The organism is Parapedobacter brassicae (assembly GCF_051400755.1).
GTDB lineage: Bacteria > Bacteroidota > Bacteroidia > Sphingobacteriales > Sphingobacteriaceae > Parapedobacter.
The window spans coordinates 234,831-251,461 of sequence record NZ_JBLFFL010000002.1 but is presented as its reverse complement, the minus strand read 5'-3'; the positions used below and the strand labels follow the sequence as shown (position 1 = coordinate 251,461).

Genomic DNA, 16,631 nt, shown 5'->3' with positions numbered 1-16,631 from the left:
ATGGTCATATAATTACAGCGACAGGTTAATACCGAACGTATAATTCCGCGGATATAAACCTTCCGCCTGCGGATCTGTCAATTCCCAATCCGGCGCCCAAACGCCCACATTCTGAATATTAAAAAAGAGCTTCAGGCTCTTCAGGCTGATGCTACTGAGGTAACGTTGCGGAACGGAATACGCCACGCTCACCCGGTCGAGGCGTATGAACGATTTGTTCCGATAGATATCAAAGGGCACACCGCCTGTCAGCGCATAGAGCCGGCTGTACGCATTGGTCGGATTTTCGGGGGTCCAATAGGCTGTCACGAACGCATTCTGCCGTTCGGGGAAACCATCGCTGTTTTTCGCTTGGTTGAAAATCGCTTTATATCCCAGCTGTGCATACAGGTTGAAAGCAAACTCCAGTTGCTCGAACAACCTGAATTCCTGCCGGAGGTTCCACCTGTATTGGGGCTCCCGATTGCCCTGAAATTCGTAATCCGCTTGATTGATCACCCCGTTTCCGTCCACATCTTTCAGCTTGAAATCACCGGGAAATTGTCCGTATTCCGCCGCCTGTGCTTCCTCTCCCAACTGCCACACGCCCAGCACACGCGGTGCCCATATGGCATCAATGGCCTTCCCGATGAACCACCTGTTGAGGATATCATCGGATTCGCGCTCACCGATGACATTTCCCCCGCTATCCAGCACATCTTCCATATTGCCATACAAACTAACGATCCTATTCCGGTTTAACGTGAAGTTGAAACTGGAATTCCACGTAAAATGCTTGCGATTCATGACCGCGGCATTCAGGATAAACTCGATCCCCCGGTTTTCCACTTTCCCCAAGTTATCTGTCACGCTGGCGTAGCTGTTAACCAGCGGCAGACTGCGATCTACCAGCAGATCAAGTGTGGTCGAGCGATACAGGTCGATCGAACCGTCAAACAGGCCTTCTTTGATCGAAAAATCAAAACCGGCGTTCAACTGCTGGGTCCGCTCCCATTTCAGCTCATGGTTCGCCATTCGGGTAACAAACATCCGATTCACCTCATACGCCGCGCCAGTGACCAGATCATAATACGGGTACTGGCTGATACCTATCGGTGATAATGCATCATATATGCCGATGGCCGAGTTCCCGTTTTCGCCCCACGAAAGCCGCAGTTTCCCATAGGTAAGGAAGTCGTTCCGGAGGAAAGTCTCATCGCTCAACACCCATCCCAATGCTGCCGTCGGGAAATAGGCCCGTGGATTTCTGACACCGAAGGCCGAAAACCCGTCCCTGCGGAGCGCCAGGGTAACCATATACCGGTCTTTGAATGAATAATTCAGGCGCCCCATTAACGCATCCCGCGTACTGTAGATGTCGTCGCTTCCGACATTGCGGGTGTCGCTGCTCCCCGCACCGACATTGTGATAACCCAGTACGTCCGATGGAGCAAACTCCTGCACGCTGAGGTTGTCGCCCCATCCCTGCACTTTCTCCGCATTGATCAGGACCGTCGCATCCAGCTGGTGATTATTGAATGCACGGCTCCATTTGATCAGGTTGTCCAGTTGCCAGGTGAAATTCTCACTGTGTTCCCGGTTGACCTGACCACCGAACCGCCCCCATTCTTGATGTGCGGCGGACTGGTGGTTGAAATAGCGCCGCATGTTAAAATGGGGGGTGTAATTGGCTTGGTAGGTGATTCCCAATGGCAATTTTACATGCGCAAACAACGTGCTTGTAAGCGTCGTGATGTCCAATAACCGATCCGTAAATGCGCGATCATAAAGTGGATTGCGCGCTGCGACCAAATCATCCACCGGACTTAGCCGCAGCGTCGTCCCATCATCTTCATACAGGCTTCCCCAAGGAGAAATAACCCGGATATCGGTCCCCGCGTTCACGTTGCTTTCATCCCGTCTGGCAAATTGCGAGTTGATCCCGACCTTCAGCCACCTAGTTACATCGGCATCGATATTGATCCGGTTTCTGATGGTTTTGAACCGGTCTCCAACCACTACCCCCTCATTGTTATTATAGCCCAACGATACAAAATAGCTAAGTGCGCTGGCCCTACCCGATAGGGAAATGTTATGGTCCTGCCTGAATGCGTTATGGTACACCATGTCCGCCCAGTCAATGGAGCGGCCTTCTTTGTAGTTTTCGATCTCCAATGGTCTCATTCCCAGCCGTGAAAGCCAGATATCCAACGGCTCACCGCTCAGTCCTTCGCGCCAGTCATCCAGGCTGACACCGGATGGGAGGTTATCCGGATGATCATACAAATACAGCTTATCCTTGGTTGCGGGGTTATAATAATTCAATGATTTCATCAATGCTGAACGCCAATTGACAAACTCCTGGGCGCCATATACTTCCCCGTAGCCTGTTGGTTGTGACAGGCCTATGCTGGAGTTAAGATTGATCACCGGTTTGCCAGTCTCCTTCCCCCGCTTGGTCGTGACCTGGATGACCCCGTTGGCGCTGCGCGCGCCGTAAATGGCCGCAGAAGAGGCATCCTTCATCACATCTATCGACTCGATATCATTCGGATTGATATCCGAAAGATTACCCACATAGATCACACCATCCAGTACAATCAACGGATCGGTGGATGTCCGCAAACTGTTGTTTCCCCGGATCTCGAAACTCCCGCCCCCCTGGGCAGAAGACGAAATCCCGACCGCTAGACCCGGCGTATTGTTGCGCAGGATATCAGCAACATTTTGTGGCCGCTCGTTTTCGAACTCCTCAGCGCTCACCGATGCGATGGCACCCGTCAGATCGCGCCGCCGCTGCTGTCCATACCCGATGACCACCACCTCATCAAGCCGGTCATTTGAGGCATCAAGGAAAATCACCAGCTTCGTTGCTTCGTTGCTTACCGTGACCTCTTTGGTGCTGTAACCAAGGTAATTGAAGACCAGGGTCTCCCCCGCATTGACCTCAATGGAAAAATCCCCCCCGTTGTCTGTCACCGTCCGCTGGGCCCTGTTTTTTACCTGGACCGTCACACCGCCAATGCCAATGCTGTCTACCGAGGACGCAACGTTACCGGCAATGGTTTTGGTCTGTGCATAAGTCGCTTGGCCGTATAACATCAGCACAAACGCACCACATAACAATCGTCTCATTTGTTTCATCATACATTCGGTTATGGTTAAGCAATAATTGGTTACTCAATGGTTTACATTGAGCATTTTTCAGGTATTTAGGGAACGTGATAGCCGATCAAGCGTTACTTGACCACAAAGTCAGGCATCACATAACTATAAACCTCATATCGAAGTTCACTCCACGCACTTTTTTTAGGATATGGATGGCCAGGATACAGCGCTCTATCTTCTGGAACAAATTTTATCCGTACCCGTATTGCGGAGCGCCCCCGTGTGAGCCGTGCAGGAATTAAAAACTCATCGTCGCGAAACATCCTGTTGGATGTCATGACGTTATAAACCCGCTCGCCCAGCTCACCTTTGGGCGGTGAGTACATATAGGTATTAGCACCCGATGTATACCAGATTCCGGCATATTCCCATTGGGGATTTTCGGGATTGAATGCGCTGCTGGCATCGGCAATATATACCTCCGCTTTCTGGTTGGGAAAACTGTAATCCAATGCACGGCGCAACATCGCCCCATAATTGGCTGAATCCACGTGTACCGAAAACTCGGATACGCCCTGCGTATACCTGCCGGTTTCGGTGTGGGCGGGGAACACTTCGCCGCCTACATATCGATCGTAGTAGCCGCGTTGGCCCTTCGGCAACTCCCAAGCCTCTGCCGGAAACGTATCGATGGATAAACCATCGTAACGCGACGTGATCTCCTGTACTTCCGAAGCATCCGGTGAATGATAAGCATGATAATCTTCGCTTTTGACATTGCCGATATTGACCTCATCGGTTTGAATCAACGAGGCTGCTGGCAATCCGTACCAATAGGCTACTGTTCGGTAATGCTCCTTGGATAGGTTCCATCCGCCATGCTCCAAATTAATCACGGCCCGGTTCCCGAAAGGCATCGCATCGGCAATTAAAAACCGATAGGCCGAATGGTAAAGGTCTTTTTCATTTTTGGCTTCATCCCCCCTGCGGGCACCCACCGGGTGACCGGCAAACGGCAGGGTCATGGTTTCTCCGCCCCAATAATCACCCCCGCCACCCCATTCTTCGGTTCCCGTGCCGTGCGCTTGAGGGCTTCGGGCTCCGTCAAAGAAAAAACGGGGGTCGGCTTCCAGTGTCTGCAGGAAATTGCGCTTGGTAAACAGAAAGGAAGTGCCCACGAAATTCCCCGACCATACCGCTTCCCCTTCTATCCCCCGGGTATCCAATAAGGTCAGATCCCTCCCCAGCGCTGGGTTTGAAAAATCCTGATAGGTGGCATGGAAATAACTACTTTGGCTGGGGGCCACATCCTGATAAGGTTCATACCGGATCTCATATTGGATTCCGATATCACTTGGATCGATTCCAGCTATTTCAAACCGGGCAGACTTGAAAAAAGGCATGGGGTAATAGCAGGATAACTCAACCTGTTGGCTGCCATAGTCAAAGCGGACGTTGATTGGGAAACCCTTAACCAAATATTCCTGTTGCTCACGGTTATAAAGTGTTCCAGTGCCATAAAATAATGCCAAGGGGGCATTTATGGAGGGGTCGACACGGTCATCCCACGTCACCAATAACCGCAGATCTTCCAAGTCGATCGCCTTTTCAATCGGCAGGGTGAATTTGAGTGCCCTGACCACCGATGGGCCGGCATCCCTGATTTCGGCAAAAACCTTGCGGGAATGATCAAGCGCAATGGTACCTTGCTTCGTGGGTATATTTTTTGGTGCGATATCACTCCCCGAACGGCTTAGCAAATCGACGACGGCGGGGTCCGGCACATCGTTGACATCCCATGCTTTAATCGGCTGGGAAAGGTATTCTTCATTCGCATACCGTTTAAAAATATAATACCCTGTGCCATAGAACGTACGCCCATAAGCCAATTGGAACGATTTTTCAAACCCGATAGGCACCCACATCAGGTCCGCCCCCTTGGTTTTGGTCCACGTAAAAACCAACGGCTCAGGGAACGATTTTTCGGGTATAAACGTGGCGTGTTTGATTTCTTTTTTTGCGGTTTCAGGGGTGGCCGTTCCGGTTTCTTTTATCAAGTAATCATTGCCATCCACCACGTAGTGCCATGGGCTTCCATGCCAGTGGTTTGTCCGTTTAAAATAAAGCACTCCCGGCCCCATTACATCCATCGTCACGTTATAATCTTCATTTTCACCCATCCAGAGGAAATTGCGCGAATCTGCATCCCTGTTTCCCCCTTCACGCATATAGGTGCTCACCATATACGCGCGCTCGCCGATACGTTGCAGCGGCAGTTGATGCCACATCCGGTAAGCATCTAGGCCCACCGGTATAGTGGGGGGTTGCTGGGCCGCCAACGGGTTAACTGGGCAACTCAATCCCATCCAGATGATTACATTCCATAAGTTACGTTTCATACCTTGTTCCCTCTTTGTATAACCGGTTTATTGGTCTATAATATTTTGGTCAGTCTATTTTACCACGCTAAACTACCGATCGTTCGGATACATCGCCTAAATGAAATTTGCAGGTTGTTAAAGTATCTTAGCAACATCAAGAGGCGAGATCATTCTGTTTGCTTTTTAATAGCGCACCATTATATTCCCTAATCAGGGGAAGTACGAAGTCAGCAGCTTGCTTGGCGGCGGTGTCCGGATCAGGGCTAGGCAAAATCTCCAGGGAAAGCCACCCATCGTAGCCTACGTGCAGCAGATTATCCAGTATGTTCTTGAAATCCAGATGTCCCTGCCCCGGGGCCAGGCGATTGGAATCTGCAATGTGGATATATTTGATATGGTCAATGTTTTCGGCAAGTTCGGGACCGATGGTGACATCTTCGATGTTCATGTGGAATACATCGGGCATCAGCATCATGTTAGGCATCCCGATTTTTTTCATCAATGCGACCCCCTCCTTGACCGATACGATAAAATCGATCTCATACCGATTGACTGGCTCAAGGATCAGCGTGACATCACGCTTGCGCGCATAGGTACACAATTCACGGGCTACCTCCACAAATAAGTCTTCTATCTCTTCACGTGGCTTATCTCCTATTGAGCCTCGTACCCGGCCAATGTTGACAATTTGTCCAAACTCTGCGGCCAAGTCAATCAGCTCCTTAAAAATATGAATGGTATCACTTCTTTTGGCGGCATTTTCATGCGTCAGACGCAATCCACCATCCGCATAGACTTGGCCTGTTGAAATACAGGACACTTCCAAACCGTGCCTATCCAGCAAACCCCTGAGGTAAGGTGGACTGATCTCTTCGGCCCTTCTTAATGCCAATTCCACACCATTGAAACCAAGTTCAGCGGCCTTTTGAATGCTCTTTTCAAAGCCACGAAAAACGACAAAAGCACTTGGTAGGGCGTGTTCGCCTGCAATTGCAACGGATAACTTCATATGCTTTTCAATAATTTAACAGATTCAACTTTCTTGATTAATAGTAGGATGATCAGCAAACTTATGGGGTGGAGTGTGCCTGAAATCAGAAAAGCAGGCCCATACCCGTATTGCTCAATCACAAAACCGATGCAAAAACTGAACAACATCGCCCCATAGGTCCCAATACATCCCATCAATCCGGATACCGATCCGATGATACTGGAGGGAAACATGTCTGCGGCCAGCGTCTGCACAATGGTAGACCACAATTGATGACCGAACATCGCCAAGCCAAAGAACACAATTGCTCCCGTCAACGGCGCATCGACAATGAGCAAGGATAGGGGCAGCATCGAGGCCGCGATAGCCATCGGTATTTTTCGGGATATATTGAGCGAGCCGGTCCGCTTGAGCAGGTAGCTGCTAAACCACCCCCCTAAAAAACTTCCTGCACCGGCAAACGCATAGGGTATCCAAGCATACGATCCTATGCCGATGATATCCAACCCCCGTATATCATTCAGGTATTTGGGCAGCCAAAAGATAAAAAAGAACCAGCCTGCATCTGTCAGAAACTTAACCGTCAGTAATCCCCACACCTGACGGCACTTAAATAGGCTTATCCACGGGAGGGTTACCTGTTCTTTTCGGGTATCCGCTTTTAACGAACGGATAACATGCTTTTTCTCCGCCTCGGTAAGCAGCTTATTCCGCGAAGGCTGTTCATAAACCTTAAGCCATAGGATTACCCATATCAATCCGAGCAGGCCGGTCAACACAAATGCCCAGCGCCAATCGAGGGCAGTAATGATCAACGCAAGCAACGGTGGGGCAAGCACCGCGCCCACACTGGACCCGGTATTGAAAATACCAAAAGCGAATGCCCGTTCCTTAGCCGGGAACCATTCCGAGACCGCTTTGGCCGATCCGGGAAACCCTCCTCCTTCGCCAATGCCCAATAGGAAGCGTACCACACCCAATCCCCATACGCCCGAGACCAAGCCGTGTAACATATTGGCGAGCGACCACCAAATGATCATGATGGCATATCCCACCCGGGTGCCCAATACGTCAAGCAGCCGTCCGCCTACGGCATACATGGTGCCGTAGGCAAATAAAAAGAGACTATTAATCATCCCGTATTGTGAGTCGGTGACCGAAAAGGACTTCCGGAGTTCACCGATAGCCACCGGCAGCGTTTGCCTATCCAAATAGTTGATCGCCGTTGCTAACGCAATCAAGCCGACAATCCACCAACGGAGGTTTTTGATTTTCATGCTTTTGCCCAAGTTTCCTTGACAAACGCAACCGCTTGCTTCACGCCTTCTGTACCTTGGTTTCCCCATTCTTCAAGGCATAGCCATCCATCGAATTGCTTCGCTTTCAGATACCTGAATATTTCTTCAAAAGGTACGATCCCCGTGCCGATAGCCACTGGATCCATCTTGCCCTTCGTGGCCGTTTCGGCCACATGAATGGTCTTCACCTGATCGATCACCTGATCCAGTACGTCGATCGTTGTATCTTCGCCCGCTACTAAAATATTTGCGGTGTCAAAGTTGATTCCGATGGAGGTACCCCTTAGCTGCCGGGCGATTTCCAAGAAGATGGCTGGCGGATTACTGAAGTCCATATAGTCCCAGGCTCCCGGCTTGGAATGGTCTTCATATACCAAGGTGATCCCATATTTATCACTGATTGGTGCAGCCTTTTTCAAATAGGCTACAGCCCAAGCGATCCCATCCTTTTCGCTGGTTTCCGGATGCGCCTGACCGGCCGTCACCCGGAGGTATTGCGCACCGACTGCCGAAGCCAGCGCAATATCGTGTACCAAAAAGTCAAATTCACGCTCCCGCTGCAGCAGATCGGGATGCGTAAAATCCGGGTAGGTGGTCACCATCACCAACGGAATGCCCACATCCTCAATAGCCTCCCGGGTATCGCGGATGTATTTAGGGGTATGGTTTTTCAACAAGATAATGCCGATATCAAAAGCATCCAACCCGATACTTTTACAGAAATGCGCATACTCAGGAATGGTCATTTCACCATTCATAATATTCGGAAACAGCGAAACGGATAAGCAACTGGTTTTCATAATTTAAGCTATATTAAAACGTTAAAGGATCATATTTTTTCCATGGGTTTACCGAAGGAGGTCACCAATCCCCCATCTACATAGATGAGCTGCCCATTGATAAAATCAGATGCTGCGGATGCCAGAAAAATAGCGGTGCCGACCAAGTCTTCCGGTGTTCCCCATCTGCCAGCCGGTGTACGGCTAATGATGTAATCATTCAGCGGATTACCCGGTTTACGATAATCCACATTGATGGGGGTAGCGATGTATCCGGGTCCAATGCCATTGATCTGGATGTTATACGGTGCCCATTCCGTCGCTAAATTTCGGGTAAGCATCTTTAATCCTCCCTTTGCGGCAGCATATGCCGCTACCGTATCCCTCCCCAATTCACTCATCAGCGAACAGATGTTGATGATTTTCCCACATCTTCGTCCGATCATGTATTGTCCCACATACTTAGCCATCAAAAATGGGGCGGTAAGGTCGGTAAGGATCACATCATGCCAATCATCTTCTTTAAGGGATTCCGCCGGAGCACGGCGGATGATCCCGGCATTGTTCACCAAAATATCAATAGGTCCATCATGTTCTTCTATATAGGCGATTCCCGCCTTTATCTGGGCGGCGTCTGTGATATCGAAAAGCGCACCGACGGCGGCCAGCCCCGCCCGTTCAAATTGGACCAGTACCTCGTCCAATTTCGCCTGTTTCCGTGCGTTGATCACCACGGTGGCGCCCGCCTGGGCCAAGCCCTGCGCGATAGCCAGCCCTATTCCCTGCGTGCCGCCGGTTATCAACGCACGCTTGCCCTGCAATTTGAATAATGATAATGACATCGGTCTATAATTTCATTCACATTGTCATGACAAAAGTAGGAGCTGCGTTTACGCGCTTCCTAAAGGGGATTTGCAACTGCTTAAATTATTTTAGCTAATCTTAGGCTGTCGGATCGGCTTTAGATGTACCGACTGGTATTGGCTTGGCGTGAGGCCAACGATTCTTTTGAACTGATTATTGAAATGCGGGAAATTATTGAAGCCCGTTTCAAAGCATACCTGCGAGATGCTCAAGTCATCGTCAATAAGCAGCTTACAGGCATGGCCGATCTTTATTTCATTCAGAAATTGGGTATATGTCTTATTGGTGCGCGATTTAAAATACCGGCAGAAAGCCGTCACGCTCATAGTCGCCACGGATGCTACTGCTTCCAAGGTAGGGTTTTGCGCATAGCGATCCATGATAAACTGATACACTTTGTTCATCCGTTCGCAATCATCTTCATCCACGTACCTTGCAAAAGAATCACTGGATAGGCACTCATACTCTCCGGTATTTGCCATAATTTTCAGGATGGTCAGTAAATCAATGACGTTATCCACACCATCTTTATGATCGCCCAACCGCTGGATATGATGTTTTAATTTTTCCTTCCCTGCACCTTTGAATTTTATCCCTTTCTTTGATTGGTGCAGCAGCCGCCTAATGGGCGCCATATCGGGAATAGCCCAAAAGTCCTTACCCAGAAAATCTTCTTTGAAATAAACCACAACAGCCTTTGACCGTAATGATGAATCTTTTTGGTAGTATTCGGGATCACTCCGGTAAAGATGCGGAATGTTTGCGCCGTAAAAAACCAGATCACCCGCACGGAAGCGTTGCATACTATCCCCGACAAATCGCATACCCGTGCCTTCCAGCACCAGCATAATTTCATAATCAGGATGGAAATGCCATGACGGGAAAAAATAGGGTGCATCTTCCCGCATGACTTGGAAAGATTTGTCTTTCTGTGTGTTGACGATTTTTAGCAGCGGTTTCATGGCATGGTCACTTAAATGACTTAGCGTAATAACAGGAAATTACAATTGGCAAAAAACACGAAGTTTTATACAAATATACCATTTTTGCGCTATGCTCCGCTTAAAGTAGATTAGCAATCATATAAACTTTATTATCAACCGGTGCCATAGAGGCACGATCGCCTGTATATTTATGCCGTGAAACCAATCCTCCGCAAAATCGATACGGGATCTGATTATTCCTTCAGCATCAGAGAAGATATTCATCCCTACCTGTATAACCATTGGCATTACCACCCTGAGGTGGAACTGACGCTTATACGCAAGGGCAATGGCATCCGGCTGGTCGGTGACAGCATGGAGCCTTTCAGAGACGGTGATCTCATCTTATTGGGGGCTAATATCCCTCACTTGTGGCGTAGCGACGCCCGTTACTTTGAGCAATCGTCCGAGCTGACGATTGAAGCAATAGCCATTCATTTCAAACCTAACTTTTGGGGGGAGTCCTTTTTGGCATTGCCCGAAATGATGTCCATAAAAAAACTACTGGAAAGGGCGCAACGCGGGATAAAACTGACGGGCAATACCCAGTCGCAGGTGGCTTCAAACCTAGAGGGTATCGCCCATACAGCAGGTATCGCACGCATTGAGCGGCTTCTGCGTATCCTCGATCTCATTGCCGCTTCCGAAACACACGAACTGCTTTCCAGCACAGGATTCGTCCAAACGTTCAATACCAGCAATACAGACCGCATTGACCAGATCTTCAACTACACGTTTACCCATTTCAAAGAACCCCTATCCATCGAACAGGTGGCCTCCGCGGTCCACCTAAGTCCCCACTCATTCTGCCGGTATTTCAAGATCCGTACACTTAAAACCTACTGGCAATTCCTATTAGAAGTACGCATAGGCCATGCGTGCAGACTGTTGATTGAAAACCGGCAAAACATCTCACAGATTGCCTTTGAATCCGGTTTCAGCAACCTATCAAACTTCAATCGGCAGTTCAAAGCGGTGATGCAACAGACTCCCCAGCAGTACCTAAAAACCTACCGAGCAACCCCTCAGTTATAAGCCACGGTATTGCTTAGCGTACCGATAGGGCCGATCGTGATGTCCACCACATCGCCCACCTGTAGGGTAAATTCGTTAGGGGGTACCAAACACGTGCCTGTCATCAGAAAACTGCCGTCAGCAAACTGGCATTCCCGGTATAGGTAACCAGCCAATTCCTCCAATGAGCGTTTTATACGATTAATCTTGACGGAATCGCGAAACATCACCTGCCCCTTTCGTACAATTTCCAGCTCGATGATCGTCTCCGGATCGATCCGCGATTCGGGAACATACAGGCACGGTCCCAGCGCTGCGCTGCGATCATACACCTTCGCTTGAGGCAGGTACAACGCATTTTCGCCTTCGATGCTTCGTGAACTCATATCATTTCCGACGGTGTAGCCCTGAATGCTTCCGGAAGAATTGATGAAAAGGGTCAGTTCAGGCTCAGGCACATCCCAGGCAGAATCCTTGCGGATGCTGACCAATTGCCGGTGCCCGGCTACCCGGTGGGGCAGCGCCTTAAAAAACAACTCCGGCCTTTCAGCGCGGTATACCCGATCGTATAGATCAGCACCGCCAGAGTCTTTCGCCTCTTCCATACGCGCCTCCATGCTTCGAAAATAGGTCACGCCAGCGGCCCATACTTCCTGTCGTCCAATCGGAGGCAACAACTCGTTCGCAATCCAACCTTTAGCCTCTCCTTCTTGCACTATTTGCGCTGATTTCGCTTGGTCACGGAAGTATGCATAAAGATGATCGCGATTGATCAGCTGATCCCAATCGCCATCAATCTGATAATAACCGCCCGGTGCATGGAGCAAGGCTCCTCGTGTAGTTTTGTATAGCTTCATAACAATTGATTAGCCCCATTAAAGTGAAATTCCCCGTTTCCATGGAATAAAATCATCGTGCCCTCCTGTTTCCGCTTTGGCAATCACCTCGCCACTAGCCACCTGGACAATATGTTCCAAAATACGTTCGCCAACTTCCTCAATAGATTCTTCTCCGCGAATTACCGTTCCCGCATCCAAATCGATAATATCTTCCATTTTCTCATACAACCGGGTATTCGTCGAAACCTTCACCACGGGTGTTATCGGATTTCCCGTGGGCGTACCCAATCCGGTGGTAAACACCACCACCGTCGCGCCGGCTCCCACTTCCGCTGTGGTAGACTCGATATCACTGCCAGGGGTACAAAGCAACGTCAGTCCCGGTTTAGTCACTTTTTCGGGATAATCCAAAACATCCACCACGGGCGATGTACCTCCTTTTTTTGCAGCACCCGCTGATTTGATGGCATCAGTAATCAGGCCATCCCGGATGTTTCCCGCTGAGGGATTGGAATCAAAACCAGACCCAACTGCTTCTGCCCTGCGTTGATAAGTCTGCATCAAATGCACGAATCTACCAGCGGTGTCATCATCCACACACCGGTCGCTGAGCTCCTGCTCCACGCCACACAGTTCGGGAAATTCGGAAAGCACAACCGATGCGCCCAGCGTCACCAACACGTCAGAGGCGTAGCCCAATGCTGGGTTGGCCGAAATACCCGAAAATCCATCGGAGCCTCCGCATTCCAAGCCGAGGCACAGTCTGCTAAGTGGCGCTGGCCGCCGCGTGTAACTATTGGCAATCACCAGTCCGCCAAAGGTCTTCGAGATGGCTTCGCGCAACAAATCCGACTCATTGCCGACGCGTTGCTGTTCAAGCAGATACAAAGGTTTGCTGAACTGTGCGTCGCGGCGGGCAATCTCCGCTTCAAGCAACGGGATCTGGGCATTTTGGCAGCCGAGGCTCAGCACGGTTGCCCCCGCCACATTCGGGTGTGTGATGTAGCCCGCAAGTAGTCCGCATAACGTCCGTGCATCATCTTTGGTTCCTCCGCAACCCAAGGTATGGGTAAGTAATTTGATGCCGTCAACATTGGCGAACAATTTATCCTGTAGGCCACCGTGAGTTGCATCGTCTACCGAATATCCTGTTAGATTATCGATCTCACCGTCAAGGTAGCGTTGTTTCAACGCTTTCACCAAACCACCATAAGGAGACCTTTCACGCTGATAACCCAATTCTTTTACAAGGGTTTCGTGGATGAGGCTCACGTTCTTATTTTCGCAGAACACCAGCGGGATAAGCAGCCAGTAATTTTTGGTTCCCACGGATCCATCGGTCCGATGGTAGCCCAAGAACGTCCGGTTCTCCCAGTTGGATACATCCGGCTGTATCCATTCCGTCTTCCGCCGACTCACGCGGTATTCACCGGACGCGTGGTGGATGTTTGAAGTCGAAATCAACATCCCTTTTTGAAGGGGAGCAACCGCTTTGCCGACCAACACACCATACATAATGATATCCGCATCCACGTCGACGTCTTTGATGGCATATTTATGCTTGGCCGGCACATCATCCAGCAAGCGAATACGCTCGCTTCCCCTGTTAACCCAATCACCTTTTGAAAGATCTGCCAATGCTACTTCCACATTATCATGAGGGTGTATCCGCAAAGAGGTTATCGTCATCGTTTGTTTATAGGTTTTTTTTGGTTAATTCGCCATCCACTTTCCGCCAGATGCCTTGCCTATTGTCATTCCGCAACTCAACGGGCAACAAGCGATCGGGGTAGTTCTGGTAACACACCGGCCGGGTAAACCGGTAGATGGCCTGTGTCCCCACTGAGGTACTCCTCGTGTCTGTAGTAGCAGGAAAAGGCCCTCCATGGATCATCGCATGGCACACCTCCACTCCTGTAGGGGCTCCGTTGATCATCAGCCTACCCGCTTTGTGTTCGATGATGCGGAACAAGGGTGCGAACGAATCGATGTCTTCATCGGTACACCAAACACTATTGGTCAGCTGCCCATCCAGCGATTTCGCAATTTCCAGCAACTGCGCTTTGTCTTCCGCGACCACATGAATGGATGCCGGACCGAAATACTCTTCCCGCAATGCCGGGTTATGAAGAAAATCCCTTCCGGTTACGCGGAAGGCAACCGGAATGGCCGCCCCTGGTGATAATCCCGCAGTTTTTCCCTCGCCAAATACATGGAGCTCGTTAACAGATTTCAAACGCTCCACGCCCCCAGAATAGGCATCGTAGATACCGGGGGTCAACATGGCATGGCACGTTTGTTCGGCCAATTGTTTACCATATACCGTCAGGAACTGCTCCGCTTCTGGCGACTGCAGCATGACCATCAAGCCCGGGTTTGTGCAAAACTGCCCGGCGCCCAGTGTATTGGAGGCCATTAAACCTGCAGCCGTTGCCTCCGCGTGACATTTCAGTTGGTCGGGCAACAGAAAAACAGGGTTGATACTTCCCATTTCCGCGTAAACCGGAATGGGGACGGGCCTCCTTACGGCCGCGTCGTACAGCGCCTTGCCCCCAGAAAAAGAGCCCGTAAAGGCAACCGCCGTTATGGAGGGATGAGTGACCATCTGTACACCTACTTCCCTGGCAACCGTCAACGAAGCGAATACGCCCTTCGGCATATCCGTTTGCCTTGCCGCCCGTTCGATACAGCCGCTCACCAGCGAGGACGTTTGCGGATGTCCCTCATGGACTTTATACAATACCGGACATCCAGCGGCCAAAGCCGATATGGTATCACCTCCGGCCACCGAAAATGCGAACGGAAAGTTGCTCGCCCCGTAAACGCAGACGGGGCCGACAGGCAACTGCATTTGCCGGACATCCGGTTTGGGGACGGGCGTACGCTGCGGGTTTGCGGTATCGATGATGGCATTCACCCACGATCCCTCTTTCAGCAGCTCCGCAAATAAATTGATCTGATTAACCGTCCGGTCGATCTCACCATTGAGGCGTCCTTCAGGAAGATGCGTTTCTTGATGACTGGCCGCTACGAGATCAGTCCGAATGGCGTCTATTTCTATCGTGATCTGCCGTAAAAAATCAATACGCCGCGACACGGGATATCGTCTATATGATTCAGACGCGTCTTCCGCACGTTTTATATAATCCTGAACTTCCGACCATTCCAATAATGTAGGGGATTCATTCAACTGTTTATCTGTCATCGCTGCCATCCGTATTTGGGGTAAAATTAGCTGGTTTATACCTCCTCAAAAAAGCTAAGACAAAATAAGCCAACAATACGTTGGTTTTCCACCACATTGTTGGCCTATTCTGATACTATATTGGCTTAAGCCAACTACCTATTACTGCGGAGTATGCAACATCAACGCTTCAATGGTTTGAGCAATATAGCTATACGGGTATTTATGGCTTAAAAAATAATGCCCCGCATCGGTCGTTGGATCCCATGCGTTCGAACCATCTTCATGGACAATAAGTTTCCCCGGCCCGTTTACATAGAAGTAATCTTCCGGATTGCGGATGGCACATAGCACGGCCGTTTGATCCCAGGATTGCCGGTTAGTTTCGCCTTCTTTGGTGTACGTTTTCAGGTTGTAAGCATAGGCGCTGGCCGCAGGGCTGCTAGGTTGATCTTGCTGTGCGACTTTACCCCCTGTAAAAATCTTGGCGCCGATTTCAAAGCCGCTGAATAAGATGGGTTTTGGCCACTTGCTAATGGCGTTCAAGGATGCCGCGGCGTGCTGGTTTACATTAAATTCGCCCCCTTCTGGGAAGGCTCCCGCCATCGCGACCCATTGCTTCACCTTGGCTTTGACGAGGTCCACCCCATTCAACTCGGTATATTCGTCTGCCTGCGAATCCAGCAAATCGCTTATATTCGAAAGGAAGCCGACCGTCACGATGGTGACACTGTTATCCGGCTGCGCTGCCAGCGCTTTCCGGTATACCTTCACCGCGGCGGGGTACGCTTTGTCCCTCAGGTCGGGTGCAAACCTATTCACCAGGGTGTCGTTCCAACCATTCGGCGCCGTAAAGTTGGGTGCTGCAGCGGTTGGGATTCCGATTGGTAGGCTATCCCTGCCAAAATAACGATTGAACACCTCGATCGTGGGCGCGATGGACGGGTGTCCGTCGCTGGATACCGTGGCCAAGATTTCGCATTCGCCACTGTCAGCCAGCGCGTGCAATACCGAAATAGCACCAACATCATCATAATCAGGCCCCATATCGGTGTCGAAGATGATTTTGGGGGTGCTACTTGTCGCGCCGTTCATGGATTCTTGTGCGCAACCGAGCGCGAACAACATTCCGAAAGAGACAATGACCGTAAATCTAGCTATTGAAAACATAGGACTAATCTACGGTATTATTTGCAATTATGCCAATAGGC

12 protein-coding genes are annotated in these 16,631 nt (G+C 50.1%); 1 reads left to right on the top strand and 11 read right to left on the bottom strand.

The genetic code is table 11. The features are described from left to right. Window positions 1-12: 12 nt before the first annotated feature. From ACMGDE_RS06545 to ACMGDE_RS06515, 7 genes are all read right to left on the bottom strand, one after another. Entirely contained in the window at window positions 13-3,114 is a 3,102-nt protein-coding gene (locus tag ACMGDE_RS06545; protein ID WP_436831967.1) for a SusC/RagA family TonB-linked outer membrane protein, read from the bottom strand. Between the two features lie 104 nt (window positions 3,115-3,218). Further along, window positions 3,219-5,486, bottom strand: a complete 2,268-nt coding sequence (locus ACMGDE_RS06540; protein ID WP_436831966.1) for a DUF2961 domain-containing protein — start codon at window positions 5,484-5,486, stop codon at window positions 3,219-3,221. A 136-nt stretch (window positions 5,487-5,622) separates the two neighbouring features. After that, window positions 5,623-6,477: a TIM barrel protein gene (locus ACMGDE_RS06535; protein WP_436831965.1), complete on the bottom strand. Its 855-nt coding sequence runs from the start codon at window positions 6,475-6,477 to the stop codon at window positions 5,623-5,625. After that, the gene (locus ACMGDE_RS06530; protein WP_436831964.1) at window positions 6,474-7,736 is read right to left on the bottom strand and encodes an MFS transporter; all 1,263 of its coding nucleotides are present in this window, start codon (window positions 7,734-7,736) and stop codon (window positions 6,474-6,476) included. Before ACMGDE_RS06530 ends, ACMGDE_RS06535 begins: the two co-directional genes overlap by 4 nt. Further along, window positions 7,733-8,557 (bottom strand): sugar phosphate isomerase/epimerase family protein, encoded by an 825-nt coding sequence (locus ACMGDE_RS06525; RefSeq protein ID WP_436831963.1) that lies wholly within the window; start codon window positions 8,555-8,557, stop codon window positions 7,733-7,735. The genes ACMGDE_RS06530 and ACMGDE_RS06525 overlap by 4 nt, the downstream gene beginning before the upstream one ends. Before the next feature lie 29 nt (window positions 8,558-8,586). Next, window positions 8,587-9,378, bottom strand: coding sequence for an SDR family oxidoreductase (locus ACMGDE_RS06520; RefSeq protein WP_436831962.1), 792 nt, complete (start codon window positions 9,376-9,378; stop codon window positions 8,587-8,589). Between the two features lie 90 nt (window positions 9,379-9,468). Next, a complete protein-coding gene (locus tag ACMGDE_RS06515; protein WP_436831961.1) occupies window positions 9,469-10,362 on the bottom strand; it encodes an AraC family transcriptional regulator in 894 nt (297 codons plus the stop codon). A gap of 177 nt (window positions 10,363-10,539) precedes the next feature. Here ACMGDE_RS06515 and ACMGDE_RS06510 point away from each other — a divergent pair, with 177 nt between their 5' ends. Continuing rightward, entirely contained in the window at window positions 10,540-11,418 is an 879-nt protein-coding gene (locus ACMGDE_RS06510; protein WP_436831960.1) for an AraC family transcriptional regulator, read from the top strand. Here ACMGDE_RS06510 and ACMGDE_RS06505 read toward each other — a convergent pair. The 4 genes from ACMGDE_RS06505 to ACMGDE_RS06490 all read right to left on the bottom strand — a co-directional run bounded on the left by ACMGDE_RS06505 (window position 11,409) and on the right by ACMGDE_RS06490 (window position 16,590). Further along, window positions 11,409-12,254 (bottom strand): fumarylacetoacetate hydrolase family protein, encoded by an 846-nt coding sequence (locus tag ACMGDE_RS06505; RefSeq protein WP_436831959.1) that lies wholly within the window; start codon window positions 12,252-12,254, stop codon window positions 11,409-11,411. The genes ACMGDE_RS06510 and ACMGDE_RS06505 overlap by 10 nt on opposite strands. An 18-nt stretch (window positions 12,255-12,272) precedes the next feature. Further along, window positions 12,273-13,925 (bottom strand): UxaA family hydrolase, encoded by a 1,653-nt coding sequence (locus ACMGDE_RS06500; RefSeq protein ID WP_436831958.1) that lies wholly within the window; start codon window positions 13,923-13,925, stop codon window positions 12,273-12,275. Between the two features lie 7 nt (window positions 13,926-13,932). After that, a complete protein-coding gene (locus ACMGDE_RS06495) occupies window positions 13,933-15,441 on the bottom strand; it encodes an aldehyde dehydrogenase (NADP(+)) (protein ID WP_436831957.1) in 1,509 nt (502 codons plus the stop codon). A gap of 141 nt (window positions 15,442-15,582) precedes the next feature. Further along, window positions 15,583-16,590 carry a nucleoside hydrolase gene (locus ACMGDE_RS06490; protein ID WP_436831956.1) on the bottom strand — a complete coding sequence of 336 codons (1,008 nt, stop codon included), beginning with the start codon at window positions 16,588-16,590 and terminating at the stop codon, window positions 15,583-15,585. Window positions 16,591-16,631: the final 41 nt, after the last annotated feature.